The 17,665-nt window shown below is 41.7% G+C and carries 11 protein-coding genes; 9 read left to right on the top strand and 2 right to left on the bottom strand.

Translation table 11 applies throughout. The annotated features are described in order from the left end of the window. The first annotated feature begins 62 nt into the window (after positions 1-62). From F0475_RS00455 to F0475_RS00445, 3 genes are all read left to right on the top strand, one after another. Positions 63-1,757 carry a DUF4980 domain-containing protein gene (locus tag F0475_RS00455; RefSeq protein WP_155714922.1) on the top strand — a complete coding sequence of 565 codons (1,695 nt, stop codon included), beginning with the start codon at positions 63-65 and terminating at the stop codon, positions 1,755-1,757. 165 nt (positions 1,758-1,922) lie between these two features. Then, on the top strand, positions 1,923-3,083 hold the full coding sequence (locus F0475_RS00450; RefSeq protein WP_155714921.1) for an MFS transporter: 1,161 nt from the start codon (positions 1,923-1,925) through the stop codon (positions 3,081-3,083). Between the two features lie 7 nt (positions 3,084-3,090). Next, complete coding sequence (locus tag F0475_RS00445; protein ID WP_155714920.1) at positions 3,091-3,972, top strand: carbohydrate kinase family protein; 882 nt, start codon at positions 3,091-3,093, stop codon at positions 3,970-3,972. A gap of 283 nt (positions 3,973-4,255) precedes the next feature. Here F0475_RS00445 and F0475_RS00440 read toward each other — a convergent pair whose 3' ends face one another. Continuing rightward, a complete protein-coding gene (locus tag F0475_RS00440) occupies positions 4,256-5,584 on the bottom strand; it encodes an MFS transporter (protein WP_155714919.1) in 1,329 nt (442 codons plus the stop codon). Between the two features lie 70 nt (positions 5,585-5,654). Next, positions 5,655-6,680 carry a LacI family DNA-binding transcriptional regulator gene (locus tag F0475_RS00435; RefSeq protein ID WP_155714918.1) on the bottom strand — a complete coding sequence of 342 codons (1,026 nt, stop codon included), beginning with the start codon at positions 6,678-6,680 and terminating at the stop codon, positions 5,655-5,657. A gap of 281 nt (positions 6,681-6,961) precedes the next feature. Here F0475_RS00435 and F0475_RS00430 point away from each other — a divergent pair, with 281 nt between their 5' ends. The 6 genes from F0475_RS00430 to F0475_RS00405 all read left to right on the top strand — a co-directional run bounded on the left by F0475_RS00430 (position 6,962) and on the right by F0475_RS00405 (position 17,405). Beyond that, on the top strand, positions 6,962-10,030 hold the full coding sequence (locus F0475_RS00430; protein ID WP_155714917.1) for a SusC/RagA family TonB-linked outer membrane protein: 3,069 nt from the start codon (positions 6,962-6,964) through the stop codon (positions 10,028-10,030). Between the two features lie 21 nt (positions 10,031-10,051). Further along, positions 10,052-11,686 (top strand): RagB/SusD family nutrient uptake outer membrane protein, encoded by a 1,635-nt coding sequence (locus tag F0475_RS00425; protein WP_155714916.1) that lies wholly within the window; start codon positions 10,052-10,054, stop codon positions 11,684-11,686. Between the two features lie 106 nt (positions 11,687-11,792). Continuing rightward, on the top strand, positions 11,793-12,974 hold the full coding sequence (locus tag F0475_RS00420; protein WP_155714915.1) for a SusE domain-containing protein: 1,182 nt from the start codon (positions 11,793-11,795) through the stop codon (positions 12,972-12,974). Positions 12,975-13,056: 82 nt separating this feature from the next. Then, complete coding sequence (locus tag F0475_RS00415; protein ID WP_155714914.1) at positions 13,057-14,064, top strand: SusF/SusE family outer membrane protein; 1,008 nt, start codon at positions 13,057-13,059, stop codon at positions 14,062-14,064. A 584-nt stretch (positions 14,065-14,648) separates the two neighbouring features. Then, positions 14,649-16,622: an alpha-amylase family glycosyl hydrolase gene (locus F0475_RS00410; RefSeq protein ID WP_155715075.1), complete on the top strand. Its 1,974-nt coding sequence runs from the start codon at positions 14,649-14,651 to the stop codon at positions 16,620-16,622. Positions 16,623-17,036: 414 nt separating this feature from the next. Further along, complete coding sequence (locus F0475_RS00405; protein WP_009435463.1) at positions 17,037-17,405, top strand: desulfoferrodoxin family protein; 369 nt, start codon at positions 17,037-17,039, stop codon at positions 17,403-17,405. Positions 17,406-17,665: the final 260 nt, after the last annotated feature.

The following is a 17,665-nucleotide window of genomic DNA, read 5'->3' as shown; positions in this document are numbered from 1 at the left end:
CTTATCAATAAAATGTCTATCTTTGTCTATCTGAAACTAAAAATATAATGAATCAACCTATAATGAGTAGAAAGATTAAATTATTGGCTATTTGCCTTTTTATAACTACAACATTTATGCATGCGCAAACATTCTTAAGTTCAAATCATGCTATGAAGCGTGTGAAAACTGCAGATAAGTATATTCTTCTTCCTGTAGAGGAGGAAGAAGGTTATGCACATATTCGCGTTATCAAAGATAATCAAGTTGTAAAAGAATTCAATTGTAAGCTTGCTATAAACAAGACTGATTATAATGTGCCACTTAATGTCAGTGAATATGGTGGTGATGTATTGCTTGATATCCAGTTCTTAGGAGATAAGCGTAGTATCGGTTTAATCAATAATTTTGCTTGCTGGAAAGATATAAAAGCAACAAATGTGTTTGATTCCAAGAATCGTGAAAAGTTCCGTTCTATCTATCACCATACTCCAGTCTATGGCTGGATGAACGATCCTAATGGTATGTTCTACAAAGATGGTGTATGGCATTTATACTATCAGTATAACCCTTATGGTTCGCAGTGGGAGAATATGACGTGGGCGCATAGTACCTCTACAGACCTCATACACTGGAAAAATCATGGAGAAGTGATACAACCAGATGCACTTGGAACTATTTTCAGTGGTAGTAGTGTCGTTGATAAAGAAAATACCGCAGGGTTTGGAAAGGATGCTGTTGTTGCTTTTTACACTTCTGCAGGAGCTGCGCAAACACAAAGTATTGCATATAGTACGGATAATGGTGAGACTTTTAAGAAGTATGTAAACAACCCAATTCTTACAAGTGATGTACCTGACTTCCGTGATCCTAATGTCTTTTGGAATGAAGAAGTGAAGCAATGGAATCTTATTCTTGCAGCAGGACAGCAGATGAATATATATAGCTCAAAGAACTTGAAAGACTGGAAGTATGAAAGTTCTTTTGGAGAGGGATATGGTAATCATGGAGGTGTTTGGGAGTGTCCTGACCTCTTGAAGATGGGAGATAAGTGGGTGCTTATCTGTAACATTAACCCTGGGGGTCCCTTTGGTGGTAGTGCAACTCAATACTTTGTAGGCTCATTTGATGGTCATAAATTCACTTGCGAATCAAAACCTGAGGTGACAAAGTGGATGGATTATGGAAAAGATCACTATGCAACCGTATCGTTCAGTAACGCTCCTGATGGTAGAATTGTCGTTCTTCCATGGATGAGTAACTGGCAGTATGCTAATCAAGTACCTACACAGCAGTTCCGTTCAGCCAATGGTTTGCCAAGAGACTTGGGGCTTTATAGTTACAATGGGGAAGATTATGTTAGCGTAAAGCCATCACCTGAAGTCTTTGCTGCCTTTGAGAAGAAACCGTCTGGACGCCTCCAATCTGCTGCTTATATAGAAGTGACCAATATTAAGAGTAATGCTTCTATAGTGTTAAGTAATGACAAGGGAGAACGAGTTACTATGGTTTATGATGGAAAGAATGCTACTTTCAGTATGGATCGTACAGAGAGTGGTGTTACTGATTTTCATAGTGACTTTAAGGCTAAGACGGTAGCTCCAACTAATGGTGTTATTAAATCAATGCAAATATTTATAGACCGTTGTAGTATTGAAGCTTTTGATACTGAAGGTAAAGTAGCAATGACTAACCTCGTTTTTCCGTCAAAGCCTTATGATAAGATAATAGTAAAGGGATGCAAAGTAAAGATTTATGAATTGAAGGATCAAAAGTAATAAAAGAAAAAATACTAATTCTGTCTATTAATTATATGTAATCTTGTTAGAGATATATTTGTTGATATTAATGAACGGAATTTCAAGGTTTCTTTCTTCGTAAAAAAGTAACTTTGCAAGTATAATTAAAATAGTAGAACTACACAAACTAAAAATTTAAAGATTATGTCGAAAACCAATAAACTCGCACTACTGCCCGTAATGCTTTGCTTCTTTGCGATGGGCTTCGTTGATTTGGTGGGTATTGCCTCCAATTATGTAAAGAACGATTTGCAACTGTCGGATTCAACTGCAAATGTTTTTCCGTCCCTTGTTTTCTTTTGGTTCCTTATCTTTTCCGTACCGACTGGTATGTTGATGAATAAGATTGGACGCAAGAAAACGGTTCTTATTAGTCTTATTGTTACCTTGTTCTCCCTGCTTTTACCGATATTCGGTGAGTCCTATGGTTTGATGCTTGTTTCATTCTCATTGCTTGGAATAGGCAATGCTTTGATGCAAACATCGTTGAATCCGCTCGTTTCAACGGTGATGAAAGGTGGAAATTTGGCGTCAACACTTACTTTCGGACAGTTTGTTAAGGCAATAGCGTCTTTTATGGCTCCTTATCTCGCTATATGGGGAGCGCAGGCAAGCATTCCTGCCTTTGGTCTTGGATGGCGTGTTCTTTTCCCAATTTATTTGATTATAGGCACACTTGCTACGCTGTTACTCTTCTCAACGCCTATAGAAGAAGAACCTATTGAAGGCAAAGCAAGCTCTTTTACAGAATGTTTCAGCCTATTGGGTAAACCTATTGTGTTGCTTAGTTTCTTAGGTATTATGTGTCACGTTGGTATTGATGTTGGTACAAACACCACGGCACCAAAGATTCTGATAGAGCGTTTAGGAATGTCATTGAATGATGCGGCTTTTGCTACATCCCTCTACTTTATCTTCCGTACTATTGGATGTCTTACAGGTTCGTTCTTCCTTCGTGTGATGAATAATAAGGTTTTCTTTATTATTTCGGTTACGATGATGGCACTTGCTATGTGTGGAATGGCTGTAGGAACGTCAAAGACCGTACTTTTTGTAGCGATTGCTCTTGTCGGTTATGGTAATAGTAATGTCTTCTCAATGGTCTTTGCACGTGCTTTACAGAGTGTTCCCGACAAGCAGAATGAAGTGAGTGGATTGATGATTATGGGACTTTTCGGTGGTACTATCTTCCCTCTCTTGATGGGATTTGCCAGCGATGGGTTCGGTCAAGTGGGAGCTGTTATTGTAATGGCGATAGGTGTACTCTATCTTTTTTCGTATATTCCAAAAATGAATAATAAATAAAACAGATATGAAACAGTTAATTGTTGGCCTCGGAGAGGCATTGTGGGATTGTCTTCCTGAAGGTAGAAAGTTGGGTGGCGCACCTGCAAACTTTGCTTATCATACAGGACAGTTTGGGCATGATTCGTTGGCTATTAGTGCTGTCGGAAATGATGCTTTGGGTAAGGAAACACTCGATGAATTCGATAAAAAAGGCGTAAACTACTTGATGCCGGAGGTCGATTATCAGACAGGAACGGTGCAGGTGGAACTCGACAGTGAAGGTATACCTACTTATGATATCAAAGAGGGGGTAGCTTGGGATAACATACCGTTTACTCCTGAGATTGAAGAAGCAGCCAAGAACTGTCGTGCGGTATGCTTTGGTTCACTCGCACAGCGTAGTAGTGTAAGCCGCCAGACAATACAGAAATTCCTTGAAACAACGCCAAAGGATTGTCTCAAGATATTCGATATCAATCTTCGTCAGAACTTCTATACAAAGGAGATTATCACTAATTCGCTTCAGCATGCCAATATCCTCAAGATTAATGATGAGGAACTTGTTACTATCGGTCGTCTCTTTGGTTATCCAGGTCTTGATATTGAGAACAAGTGTTGGCTGCTTTTAGGAAAGTACAATCTTGATATGCTTGTGCTGACTTGTGGTGTTAACGGCTCGTATGTCTTTGCACCAAACCTCAAGTCGTTCCAAGAAACCCCATCGGTAGAGGTTGCTGATACCGTTGGTGCAGGTGATTCCTTTACGGGTGCCTTTACTTCAGCTATCCTTGCAGGTATGCCTCTTCCAGATGCTCATAAGTTAGCAGTGGATGTCAGTGCGTATGTATGCACGCAAGATGGTGCAATGCCAAAGATTCCACAGACAATGTTGGATAGAATTAAGTAATTGTATCATCCTTTCAAGAGCCTTACAATCCTTGATGTAATATCCAATAATAGAGGAAACACAAATAGGCATAGGCACAAGAAAGAGATTTTTACATTATAAGAGGGCGTTCCCTTGTATCAAGAAGAGCCTTTCCTTGCATTGAGGAAAGGCTCTTCTTAATTTAAGGAAAGGCTCTCTTTGTTTCTTCGCTATAGTTATTACAAAGTAAAAAGGCATATCGGAACGCTTCCCGATACGCCTTTTCGATTTAGAGAGAGTTATAAAAAAGTAATGTATTTATCTATTCACTTGCTTTATGCTCCTTGATGACTCCCACTGAGATAGCACCTAATACTAAGGCTATACCAGCGACAATCATCATGTGACTCTGCTCAGGACCGACTAACTGAAGTAGTAAACCACCAATAGCAGCTGCAATGATTTGTGGAATACAAATCGTTCCGTTGAAGAGACCTAAGTATGCTCCCATGTGCCCATAACCCTCCAGTGCGTTTGTAACAAAGGTGAAAGGCATGGCAAGCATTGCTGCCCATGCACATCCAATGAGGATGAATGGAATGAACATAACGTACTGGTTGTGTATATAAGCCGCCATGACAAAACCGATACCACCGAGAATGAGCGATAGAGCATAGGCTAACTTGCGATTCTTGAATTGTGGGAGAATAGTTGCCCAAACGACTGATCCAATAGCTTGTATTGCGAAGAGGATACCTACCCAGTTACCAGCTTCTTGATAACCTGCCGTTGTTGTGGCATCATGTGCAAGCATATCGACGTTCCAACAGTTTGCTGCAACTGTGCCATTCGTGTATGTCCACATATACATAAAGGCGAACCAACAGAAGAATTGAACTACTCCTACCTTCCAGAAAGTGGCTGGTGCATTCTTTAATAAGGTCATCCAACCCGTCTTCTGTTCGTTTTCTGGTGTTTTCAAACTATGATATTCGGCATATACCTTTGGTGGCATCTCTTTGACCTTAGCTGTAGTATAGATGACGCAAAGGATGAGTATGGCCGCACCAATATAGAAAGAATAAACAACGGAGTCGGGGATTACACCTAAAGGAGCTTGGTTTGAAATACCAAGGAAGGTGAATAAGAAGGGGAAGATATAACCAGCAATGGAGCCAGCGTTGCATAGGAACGATTGAATAGAGTAGGCGAGTGTCTTTTGTTTCTCGTTAACCATGTCTCCAACAAGCATCTTGAAAGGTTGCATTGCCATGTTGATACTGGTATCAAGGAACATCAATGAAAGCAAACCAAAGACCATTGCTGTGGATACAGCCATACCTAATGACCCTGCATTAGGCAATAGACACATGACTAATACAGCAACAGCTGCTCCTATAAATAGGTAAGGTATGCGTCGACCGAAGCGTGTCCACGTTTTGTCGGATAGGGTTCCAACGATGGGTTGCACGACGATACCCATTAGAGGAGGGAGTATCCAAAAGTAGCTGAGCTTATGTGGATCAGCTCCAAGTGTCGCAAAGATACGAGAGATGTTAGCACTTTGAAGTGCATAGGCAATCTGAACTCCAAAGAAACCGAAGCTCAGATTCCATAGCTGCCAGAAACTTAAATTAGGTTTTTGTTTCATTACTTATATTCTTTATAGGGCCTCTTTAATAGCTCCAAAGGAGTATCTTTTGAAGGCAGACTTTGTTTTCTTATCTAGTTGTACCTCTTATTATCAATCTTGTACGTATTATTCTCTTTTCGATACGAGTCTTAGGTATCACTCCTTCCACCTGGTCTATGAGAATATTAGCAGCCTCTTCGCCTACACGCATACCACGTTGTTCCACTGTTGTTAACATCGGATCACAGGCAATGGCACGCTCTCCATTTGTGAAACCACAGATAGATATATCTTCTGGTACACGATAACCCATACGTTTACAAGAGTAGAGTATGCCTATTGCTGTATCATCATTGACAGCGAAGAAAGCATCAGGGGGATTGGACAAAGACATTACATCAGGGGTTATTGACTCAGCATCTGCACGATTGTCACAGGTTCTTATCAAGTGCTCATCAGGCTTCATTCCATGCTTCAAGAGGGCATCTTTATAACCATTATATCGGTTTTTACCAATCTCCATGGTTAATGACGTACCATAATAAGCGATGTTTTTACAACCTGTATCTATAAGGTGTGATACAGCTGCATATGCCCCCATATAATCATCAACGACAACTCTACTGGCATTGACTCCAGTGCTGATACGATCGAAGAATACAAGAGGTAGCCCTTGATGGATGAGCTTTTGGAAGTGATCATACTTCGTTGTATTCTTCGCCTGAGACACGATAATGCCGCAAACCTTGTTCTCGTGGAAGGCTTTACATATCCTTACCTCGTTCTCATACTTCTCTTTACTTTGAGCAACCATCAGTTGATAGCCTCTAGCAGATGCCTCCTCCTCTATACCAGAGAGGATGGATGAGAAATAGAAATGCGACAATTGAGGGATAATCACGCCTATTATCTTTAATGGTTGAACCTTGCTTTTGCGCAAACTCTCAGCTATGATATTGGGAAAGAAGTTGTGTTCGCGCGCATAACTCTTAATCTCTTCACGCTTCTCAGCCGATATTCTTGGGCTATCTTTTAGTGCGCGAGAGACAGTAGCAACCGATACTCCTAAGTCTCGGGCTATATCTTTCATTGTTATGCTGGACTGATTGTTCATCCGAATTAATAGATTCCTTTATCCTTATATATTTACTTCTGTAGCGCAAATATACACATTTTTCACAAATCATTTGACTTATGTCAATTTATTTATAGCCTTTTTATATGTGCAAACGTTTGCACAGTTTAAATAACATATTTAATACCCAAAAAGTGTGAAAGTAATCTTTCTCATTTAACTTTGCACTTACTAACCTCTCAAAATCGGCTATTAACCGACCTTGATGATGCTGAACATATATACTTTAATCAATTTATAACACTTTAATTAACAAAAAGATGAAGCAGGTAAAATGCAAGTTTCCTGTTAAGGTGATGGGGCTCTTCGCTGGTCTCTGCCTTTCAGTCAGTGCTTTTGCACAATCTACTACTGTCACAGGACAGGTGAAAGATGCTTCAGGTGAGCCTGTTATTGGTGCCTCAGTTCTAATTAATGGAACTTCAAATGGTACTGTAACGGATCTTGATGGTAACTTCTCTGTCAATGTACAACCTGGTGCTACACTTACAATCTCTTACATTGGTTATCAGAAACAGCAGGTTGCTGCATCCAATGGTATGGTCATTACGTTGAAGGATGACCAAGCTCAACAGATGAATGAAGTTGTTGTTATTGGATACGGAGCCGTTAAAAAGAGCGACTTAACAGGTTCTGTAACAGCTCTGAAGCCTGATGGGAAGAATAAAGGACTTGTTGTTAATGCACAGGATATGCTCTCTGGTAAAGTTGCTGGTGTGAGTGTAACGAATGATGGAGGTACTCCAGGTGCTGGTTCTACTATCCGTATTCGTGGAGGTTCGTCTTTGAACGCATCTAACAATCCATTGATTGTTATCGATGGTGTGGCTATGGACCAAACTGGTGTTAAGGGTGTCACCAACCCATTGTCGCTTGTCAATCCACAAGACATTGAATCATTTAACGTCTTGAAAGACGCTTCTGCGACAGCAATCTATGGATCTCGTGGCTCAAATGGTGTTATCATCATTACAACAAAGAAGGGGCGTCGTGGAACACAGATATCTTATAATGGAAGCTTTACTGTTAGTACAAAATCAAAGAATCTAGACGTTTTGTCGGCTGATGAATATCGTAAACTTATAACAGAGAAGTTCGGTACGGCATTGTACACACTGGACTCTAATGGTAACCAAGTTCCTACTGCTTATGCTCGTTTGGGTAAGGCAAATACTAACTGGCAAGACGAGATCTTCCGCACAGCATTTAGTCATGATCATAACGTTGCTGTATCGGGTCAAGCCGCAAACTGGCTTCCTTATCGTGTAAGTGCAGGCTATACAAATCAGCAGGGTATCATTAAGACCTCTAACTTCGAGCGTTTTACTGGTGCTTTGACATTGAGTCCTTCTCTCTTGAATGACCATTTGAAGTTGACGTTGAATGCAAAGGGTATGTGGACAAAGAACCGCTATGCCGATGGTGAAGCGATAAAGGCTGCACGCCAGTTCGACCCAACTCAGCCTGTTCGTGCAAATGGATTTGATAATTTCGGAGGTTATTATCAGTGGTTGGACGATGGTACTGCGCTCAATGACCCTACTTGGCCACAGACTTACTTCTCATTGGCTACTAAGAATCCAGTGTCTATCCTCAATTTAAGGAACGAACGCGCCATTAGTCGCGACTTCTTAGGTAGTGCTGATGTAGACTATAAGGTACATGGTTTCGAAGACCTCCGTTTACACGTTACTGCTGGTATTGATATTGCCAAAGGACGTCAGACTAAAGATATTGATCCTGCTTCTCCACAGGCTATTTACTATGGTTCACATGGTTGGGAATCCCAGTTGAAGCGCAATATGCAGCTTTCTGCTTACGCTCAATACTACCATGACTTCAACGACAAGGCTAAGAATCACTTTGATATCATGGCTGGTTATGAGTGGGCACACTTCTGGCATAATACGCACAACTCGTATTGGAGCTTCTTCCCAAAGACCAATAACGATGCAACACTTGCCGGTAAAGAGCGCAATCGTACGAAGTATGACTATGCGACAGAGAATTACCTCGTATCTTTCTTCGGTCGTGCTAACTGGTCATTGATGGATGGTCGCTATATGGTAACTGCTACTGTTCGTGATGATGGATCATCTCGTTTCAGAGATCACTGGGCTGTATTCCCTTCATTCGCATTCGCTTGGCGTATGAATGAGGAGAATATGTTGAAGCAGATTGATTGGTTGTCTGACTTGAAGTTGCGCCTTAGCTGGGGTATGACTGGTCAGCAAGAAGGTATCGGAGATTATAACTATTTCGCCGTTTATGAGATGAATACTGGTAGCGAGTCTTACTATCCAGTCTATGGTGATGGTACGTTAGCTCGACCAAAGGCATTCGATCCGAATCTGAAGTGGGAGACGACCACCTCTTATAATATTGGTCTAGATTGGGGTATCCTCAAGCAGCGTCTTAGCGGTACAGTTGATTGGTACTATCGTAAGACAAGTGACCTCCTTAACAGTGCAACTGTATCTGCTGGATCTAATTTCCGTAATCAGGTTATGAGCAACATCGGCTCTATGTTTAACACAGGTGTTGAAGCAAGTATCCACTGGTTAGCCGTTAATACCAAGCTATTCAACTGGACAATGGATTACAACTTCACCTATAATTATAATAAGATTACTAATCTTAACGGTGGCAATGATGCGAACTACTTCGTTCCAACAGGTGGTATCTCTGCTGGTACAGGTGGTAACATTCAGGCACAGCATGTAGGTAACGCTGTCAACTCCTTCCACGTATTCCAACAGGTATATGATAAGAGTGGTAAGCCAATAGAAGGTGTGGTTGTTGACCGCAACCGTGATGGTAAGATCACAGATGCTGATAAGTACTATTATAAGGCACCTGCTGCTCCTGTAACAATGGGCTTTGCTTCTCGCTTTGAGTATCGTAATTGGGATCTCGGTTTCGCACTCCGTGCAAGTCTTGGTAACTATGTTTACAATGATGCTTTCGCAAGTGTTGCTAACATGTCAAACTCTGAATTGTTCTCAAAGGGCAAGTATCTTGTAAACCGTCCATCGGATGTCTTGGCTGATAACTGGCTCACCACAGAGACAAAGTCTATACAGACTGACTACTGGGTACGGAATGCTTCATTCTTAAAGATGGATAATATTACCCTTGGTTACAGCTTCGCTAACCTCCTCAAACAGGGTAAATGGAATGGAATCTCTGGCCGCGTTTATGGTACAGTGAACAATGTCTTCTGTCTTACAAAGTATAAGGGACTTGATCCAGAGGTATTCAATGGTATTGATAACAACCTCTATCCACGTCCAATATCATTCATCTTGGGTCTGAATTTGAACTTCTAATCCGTTTAAAGAGTAGTTACAATGAATACAAATATTAAATATATATTCTCTGCAGCAGCCTTTATGCTGTCTGTAGGACTTACCTCTTGTACTGGTGATTTGGATGTTAATCCTATTGATCCAAATCTAAAGACAAAGGTTAATACAAAGGCTGAAAGCGCCTTAAACAAGTGTTATGCTACCATCGCAATGGCTGGTAATGGAGGAGCTAATGGCGATAGTGATGTCGATGGTATAGATGGTGGTACGAGTGGTTATATCCGTCAGTTGTTCAATACACAGGAACTTACAACCGATGAAGCCATCTGTGCTTGGGGTGGTGATGAAGGTATTCTCAACTTCAACTTCAATACTTATGATGCTTCACATCCTATGTTGAAGGGTTTTTATAACCGTCTTTACGTAGGCATTACTTACTGTAATCAGTATCTTAAAGACTACGGCGACTATAACGAAAAAATGTCTGCTGAGGCTCGATTCCTTCGTGCTTTGAACTATTATTACCTCTTGGATGAGTTCGGTAACGTACCGTTTACGACAGCAATATCGTCTAGTAATCCTGCTCGTATCGAACGTGCTGATCTTTACAAGTGGCTTGTTGATGAATTAAAGACCAATGTTGAGCCTAAATTGGGTGAACCTCAACCAAAGACATCAGCTACTGCTGGCTATGGTAGTGTTGATAAGGCTGCTGCATGGATGCTCTTAGCTCGTCTTTATCTGAATGCTGAGGTATATACAGGTACACCTGATTGGGCTAATGCTAAGCTATATGCAAAGAAGGTTATCGACTCTCCTTACAAGCTCTACACAACCAAGAAAGGGCAGTGGAGTGCTTATCAACAGCTCTTCATGGGCGACAATGGCGAGAATGGAGCTTCTGTTGAGGCTATCTTCCCAATCCTCCAAGATGGTAAGACAACTACCTCTTACGGTACAACGCTTTACCTCATGGCTGGCTCAAACGACAACAGCGAGCACATAAAGGATGCTACAACAAAGGGTAACAACACGACTGCAGGATGGGGTGGTAACCGCATGCGCCCTGACTTGGTACAGAAGTTCTTCCCTAACAACGACGCTCCTAATATTGGTGCCTACGCTATGCCAGCTGCTGCCGATGATGATCGTGCGCTCTTCGATGGTGATGGAAGAAACGTAGATAATGGCAATAATGAAACTGATGTGAAAGTGTTTACCAACGGATTTGCCGTTTGTAAGTTCACTAACTTTAAGACGGATGGTTCTGCTGGACATGACTCTAATTTCCCAGATACCGACTTCTTCCTCATGCGTGCTGCTGAAGCTTATCTGATATATGCTGAGGCTGATGCTCGTATGAACGGTGGAACGACAACAACTGATGGTACACAATACATCAACGCACTACGTAGTCGTGCGCACGCTACCACTCACACCGCTTATTCTCTTCGTCAGATCTGTGACGAATGGAGCCGTGAGTTCTACTTCGAAGGTCTCCGTCGCACCACACTCATACGTTTCGGTTACTTTGGAGGTGACGTTAACTATAACTGGAGTTGGAAGGGTGGCGTAAAGAGCGGCCGTAACTTTGATACTCATCTCAATCTCTTCCCTATTCCTTCATCTGACTTGACAGCCAACAAGAAACTTGTTCAGAACCAAGGATATAATTAAGGTATATGCCAATACTTAGCCGATGGCGCACACCAGAGGCTAAGTATTGGCATAGAAAGAAGATTGAACTATCGAATAGAACATAAATGATTAAATGATAATTAATATGAAATCAATAATAAAGTCTTCATTGTTATTGTGTGCAGGTGTAGCGTTGTTCTCTGCTTGTGACAAGGACTTGGAACATAATCCAACCCTTCAAACACCAAAGACATTTAAGCTGAATACTCCTGCCTACGCTGCACAGACAGTTGACCTAAAGGTTGCTGATAAGTTGAACTTCACTTGGTCACAGCCAGAATATGGTGCTCCGATAGCTGCCGAGTATGGTATGCAATTCTCAACTACCAATAAGTGGACTAAATCAGTCGACAAGGTAGTTGATATGGATGCTGAACGTGGCGACTACGCACCAGTAGGAACACCAACAGGAACATGTAGTACGTCGGTTAGTGCAGCCGAACTTGCGACCGCAATAGAGAAGATGGAGCGTTATGAGGAAGGTCATGTGCCAGCAAGCCAAGACCTCTATGCACGTGTTTACTCACTCGTTAATGGCGATACCATCTATTCAAATGCCGTTAAAGTGAACGTTGCTCCTTATTATGTTGAGCTATCTGATGCTCCTGTTGAGACCTGGTACCTCGTTGGTGGTAACTTCGGTGATGGCTCATGGGGCAATACTCAGGTCGTACCTTTGCTTCCACAGGAAGGTCAGGAATATGACAAGAAAACTGGTAAGGGCGTTATCTCTTGGACTGGTTACCTATCAACAGCAGGCTTCAAGTTGAAGAAGAACCCTGCAAGTTGGGATGATGGTCAGGTTGGTCAGGGCGCAAGCTTTGGTGATTTCAAATATAACGATGGCGGCTCATCAGATATTAAAGTTCCAACAGCAGGCTACTATACGATTACATTCGATACAAAGAATCCTAAGTTGAAGATTGTACCTTACACTGGTGCTGCACCTACTGTCTATACTTCAATGGCATTGCCAGGCAAGCACGATGGCTGGACTGTTGCAGGTGGTACACCAATGACTGCAGAGACTTCTGTTGTTGAGAACCACGATTGGAAGGCTACAGTGACATTCACAGAGAAGTCAACCGGTGCTGATGGCGAAGGCTGTAAGTTTGCTGCCAATGGCACATGGGACGTAAACTGGGGTGCTGAAAACTTCCCATACGGTGTTGCAACTAAGGGTGGCAAGAACGTTCGTAACTTGAAGGGAACGTACACTGTTTACTTCAACGACATCACTGGTCAGTATTCTTTCGTAAAACAATAACAAATAAAAGATACCTTTTAGAAGGTGTGTGCCTTTGGGCATTACCTTAGGGCACACCTTCTTCTTAATAACAAGAATTGATATGAAGAAGATATTAGTCTTAGCAAGTACTGCACTGCTCCTTGCTTCTTGTGGTAGCAATGAATATGAAGAGTGGGCTAAGCCACAGTCTAATGCTGAGGAGACGGCTAACTCTGTGAAGTTCACTGTAGCTGAAGCACCCGCAATCGACTTCAATACGGTGACTGCCGACTCTGTCCAGCTCTTTACTCCATCAGTGGTTTCCACTGATGCCGTTGCTGCACAGACCTTGACTGCCGTACTTTCTAACAACAACAAGACGGCAACCTTGAATGTTAGCGATGCGGGAAAGGTAAAGAGTACAGAACTGGTTTCAGCCATAGAGAACCTTTATGGTAAGAATGGCGACCAGCATGAAGTTGCCATGGCGGTGACCAATAAGATTAAATTACAGCGTGGCGAGGGTTATAGTCTGTCGCAGAATGTAAAGGCAAAGGTCACTTGTGTTGCTCCTGCCTTCACCCAGTATCTCTATATGTCGGGCGACGCTAATGGTTGGTCATTCAGCAATCCGCTCTATAGTCCAGCTGCCGATGGCAAGTACACTGGCTTTATGTATCTCAATCAGAACGGCTTTAAGTTTGCTACCCAACAGGATTGGAATGGTACTGACTATGGTCAGGATCTTGTAGAGAAGGGTGCTAACATCGTCATGACTGAGCCTGCTGGTTTCTATAAGGTAGACCTTGATCTGACCTCACAGACCATTACTTACACCGCAATCAATAGTGTTGGTATCATTGGTTCTGCCACTCCTAATGGTTGGAGTTCAGATGCAGCAATGACCTACAATGCGGCTCAAAAGTGCTGGGAACTTGATAACGTAACCCTGACAACAGGTGAGATGAAGTTCCGTGCGAATAGTGATTGGGTGTTAGACTGGGGTGGTTCTTTGGATAATATCACCTTTAAGGGCGGTAATATCAACGTAACAGCTGGTAAGTACAACATCAAGTTGTATCTCTCTTGTGACAGCAAGTCACACTGCACAATGGAGCTTGTTCCATAGACTCTGAATTTCTATTTATATATTTAAGGTGCGTTGGTTCGTTGTTAGCCAGCGCACTTTTTTCATGCTCCTTGTGTATATCTGTCCCCGTGTCAGATATGTTTCATTCCAGTCTCAGTCTATGAAACTCATCGTTTCAATACATGGAACGCAGGGTTTCAATACATGGAACGCAGGGTTTCAGTATATGGAACGCACAGTCTCAAGCCTATGAAACACAGAGTTTCAAGTATGTGAGACACAGAGTATCAGGCGCTGATACACACCGTCTCACGGCTTGATACTCTCATTACCGAATATTAGTAGTGATTGAAAGCCTATTATCTTGAATCAGAGAGAGGCGTGTTGTAGGGTGGAGGAAAGGGAGATGTGGGGGCGTGATAGCCGTTAGTTATGGTCGTGACCATACCCAGCTCGAAATGCAAACGTTTGCATGAAAAAAAGCGTATGCCGTTATCTGTATTGAAAGACAATGTGTTGTAAATCACTAACTTTGCACTCATCAACAAGAGATAACTAAAATCAAAATCTATATGAAACGTATTTTGACTTGCTTATGCACACTTTTTCTATGCTTATGTGCCATGGCACAGGGTTGGCCAAGCAGTTATGGCGGTGTGATGTTACAAGGTTTTTATTGGGATTCGTTCGATGATTCGCAGTGGACAGTGCTTGAAAAGAAAGCCGATGACCTATCGGGTTACTTCGACCTTGTATGGGTTCCGCAGAGTGGTAAGGCTGCTGCAACGAAGTCGATGGGTTATGATCCGCTCTATTACTTCAATCAGAACTCATCGTTCGGTACGGAGGCAGAACTCAAGAGTATGATTCGTACCTTCAAAGAAAAGCATATTGGGACGATTGCCGATGTAGTGATTAATCATCACGGAACGAATAATGGATGGTTTGGATTCCCTGCAGAAGTGTATAAAGGAGTAACATATCAGAACCTTTCTACAGATGTTTGCGCTAATGATGACAAAGGTGCAGCAGCTGCAGAAGCGTCCCGGATAGGTGTTCAACTCAGTAAGAACAATGACGAGGGAGAAGGTTGGGGAGGCATGCGTGACCTTGACCACAAGAGTACTAACGTGCAGAACATTGTGAAGGCATACGAAGATTACTTGCTTAATGACCTTGGTTATGCTGGTTTCCGTTATGATATGGTGAAGGGATTTGCCGCTTCTCATGTTGGTGATTATAATACTGCAGCAGGCGTGAAGTACTCTGTTGGCGAGTATTGGGATGGTAATGCGAATACGGTAAAGGCATGGATTGATGCCACAGGAAAACGTAGTGCAGCCTTTGATTTCGCCTTCCGTTATTCCGTTCGTGATGCTATCAATAGTCAGGATTGGCGTAAATTAGGCAATAGTACTATTACGGGTTTGAATGTAGATAATGGTGCTTACAAACGTTATTCAGTGACTTTTGTTGAAAACCATGACGTTGAGTATCGTTCTGTATCAGAACAACAAGACCCTATCCGAAGGGATACGTTGGCTGCTAATGCCTATCTTTTAGCTATGCCAGGCACGCCTTGTGTGTTCTATAAACATTATCTTGCTTATCCTAAAGAGATAAAGGCTATGATTGACGCACGCAAGTTGGCAGGGATTACTAACGAGAGTGCGTATCAGATGTATCGCTCTTTAAAGGATTATTATGCCAATGTTGTGACTGGAAAGAAGGGCAATTTGCTTGTCGTTGTGGGTAAAGGTGCGAACCAACTGGTTGTGTCTTCTGCTCGATACACAAAGCTGTTGAGTGGCTATCATTACGCTTATTATCTTGCAAGAGAGGCTGAATTGCCATGGGCGGATAAGGCGAGTGGAAGTTATGAAAGTGAGAACTTGAAGGTTAAACTGGTGGCAGTTTCTGCTGATGATAACGCTCAATTGGTTTATACCTTAGATGGTTCAACACCGACGATAGGTAGTCATAAGGTGGCAAATGGTACTGAAATCACTTTGCCCGAGGGGAAGACTATATTAAAGGTGGCAGTGTTGTCGAATGGTAAAGTAGGGGAGCAGGTGCTCACACGCACGTATATGGTGAAGCAGCCAGAGCCTTTCGTGCCTCAAACTATCCGTGTTTACGTGAATACGGAGCAGGTGGGTTGGAACGATTATGTGAATATTCACTCTTGGGGTGGCACTCATGTCGGAACGTCTTGGCCGGGTGATAAGGTTACTTCAAAGACAACCGCAAATGGTAAGACATGGTTTTATAAGGACTATACGCTTAATAAGGCGAATGATTATGTCAACTTTGTTTTTAACATAGGAACGGCTACAACGGCTGCTAATAACCAGACCCTTGATATTGAACGAGTGAATAAAACATCTTACTTTGTGGTTACAAGTACGAAAGAAGATGGGAAATATAAGGTGAATGATGAGACTTTTAGCGTGACCAAGATTGATAATGTACGTGGTAAAGAAGCACCAGCCAGCACCGATAACCATTATTACACCCTGTCTGGGCAATGCCTTTCTAGTGTTCCCACACAGCCCGGAATCTATATTCATAGGGGTGAGAAGGTTGTTATAAAATAGATAAGAGCTGTTGAATCTCATACTTTCAGTAGCTGTCAAGAAGGTTGTTTCAGTATAAAACTCATACTTTTAAATGATGTAGAACTAATAAGTTCGGGTTTAATCTCATACTTTTAAATGATGTAGAATTAATAATTTCAGGTTTAAGGTTTTATGTTTGAATGATTCAAAACGATATGCTTTCTCAGATAATAAGTTTTGAATAACGATGGAAGAAGGTGGGCACAGCGGTGTTCACCTTCCTTTCTTTTCATGTTAGGTCTCGAGTCTTATTCCCTTAAACTCTACTCTCTTCCTCATTTAATAGCGCTAATTGTTAAATAATGTAAGCCTTGTAATATTTACAAAGAATAGTTTTCTCTCTTCCAACAAATACTCTTAAATTTGCATTCGAACATTAATTAATAATTTATTATGGCGACAAGAAATAATGTATATAAGTGCCCAAAGACAGGCAGTTTAGTAGAAGTATTAGTTGGAGGCGAGTGTGAATTAGGTGACTTGCAACTATTGAAAGAGAACACAACAGATGCTGCTACAGAGAAGCATGTACCAGTTGTTGAGAAGATAGAAGGCGGTTATCGCGTTACAGTTGGTGAGGTTGAGCACCCAATGACAGCTGAACATTCTATCCAGTGGATTGAATTGATTACTGAAAACAACGAGGTTTTACGTAAGTACTTAGACCCAAGTGAAAAGCCTGTTGCTGTTTTCAAGACTGATGCCAAGGAGGTTTATGCACGTGAATATTGCAACCTTCATGGTCTTTGGAGATCAAAGTAAGTAAGAGATAAAGCGTCTATTTATAATAAGAGAGGATACATCGGCTCTTTCATAAGAGTCTTGTGTATCCTCTCTTATTATATTCTATTTCTTAGTAGTGATTTCTTCTTTCTATAAACCACGATAGAAACGCTCCTTCGATGGAATCGATATATTTAGTCAAGATACCTTCTTTTATTGTTTTATACTTTTTTCTTATAAAGGAAAATAGACTCTGCTGATAGTCAGGGAGATGCGAACTCCATTGTTAGAAATTCTTT

Origin of the sequence: Prevotella vespertina (assembly GCF_009728485.1) — a bacterium.
In the GTDB taxonomy this organism is placed as follows: domain Bacteria; phylum Bacteroidota; class Bacteroidia; order Bacteroidales; family Bacteroidaceae; genus Prevotella; species Prevotella vespertina.
Note: the sequence above shows the minus strand (reverse complement) of the source record. Positions and strands in the feature narration are given on the sequence as shown.

Excerpts from the sequence above, each read along its gene's own strand:
- F0475_RS00455 (WP_155714922.1), top strand. The coding sequence starts at position 63 with ATGAGTAGAAAGATTAAATTATTGGCTATTTGCCTTTTTATAACTACA.
- F0475_RS00450 (WP_155714921.1), top strand. The coding sequence starts at position 1,923 with ATGTCGAAAACCAATAAACTCGCACTACTGCCCGTAATGCTTTGCTTC.
- F0475_RS00445 (WP_155714920.1), top strand. The coding sequence starts at position 3,091 with ATGAAACAGTTAATTGTTGGCCTCGGAGAGGCATTGTGGGATTGTCTT.
- F0475_RS00440 (WP_155714919.1), bottom strand. The coding sequence starts at position 5,584 with ATGAAACAAAAACCTAATTTAAGTTTCTGGCAGCTATGGAATCTGAGC.
- F0475_RS00435 (WP_155714918.1), bottom strand. The coding sequence starts at position 6,680 with ATGAACAATCAGTCCAGCATAACAATGAAAGATATAGCCCGAGACTTA.
- F0475_RS00430 (WP_155714917.1), top strand. The coding sequence starts at position 6,962 with ATGAAGCAGGTAAAATGCAAGTTTCCTGTTAAGGTGATGGGGCTCTTC.
- F0475_RS00425 (WP_155714916.1), top strand. The coding sequence starts at position 10,052 with ATGAATACAAATATTAAATATATATTCTCTGCAGCAGCCTTTATGCTG.
- F0475_RS00420 (WP_155714915.1), top strand. The coding sequence starts at position 11,793 with ATGAAATCAATAATAAAGTCTTCATTGTTATTGTGTGCAGGTGTAGCG.
- F0475_RS00415 (WP_155714914.1), top strand. The coding sequence starts at position 13,057 with ATGAAGAAGATATTAGTCTTAGCAAGTACTGCACTGCTCCTTGCTTCT.
- F0475_RS00410 (WP_155715075.1), top strand. The coding sequence starts at position 14,649 with ATGGCACAGGGTTGGCCAAGCAGTTATGGCGGTGTGATGTTACAAGGT.
- F0475_RS00405 (WP_009435463.1), top strand. The coding sequence starts at position 17,037 with ATGGCGACAAGAAATAATGTATATAAGTGCCCAAAGACAGGCAGTTTA.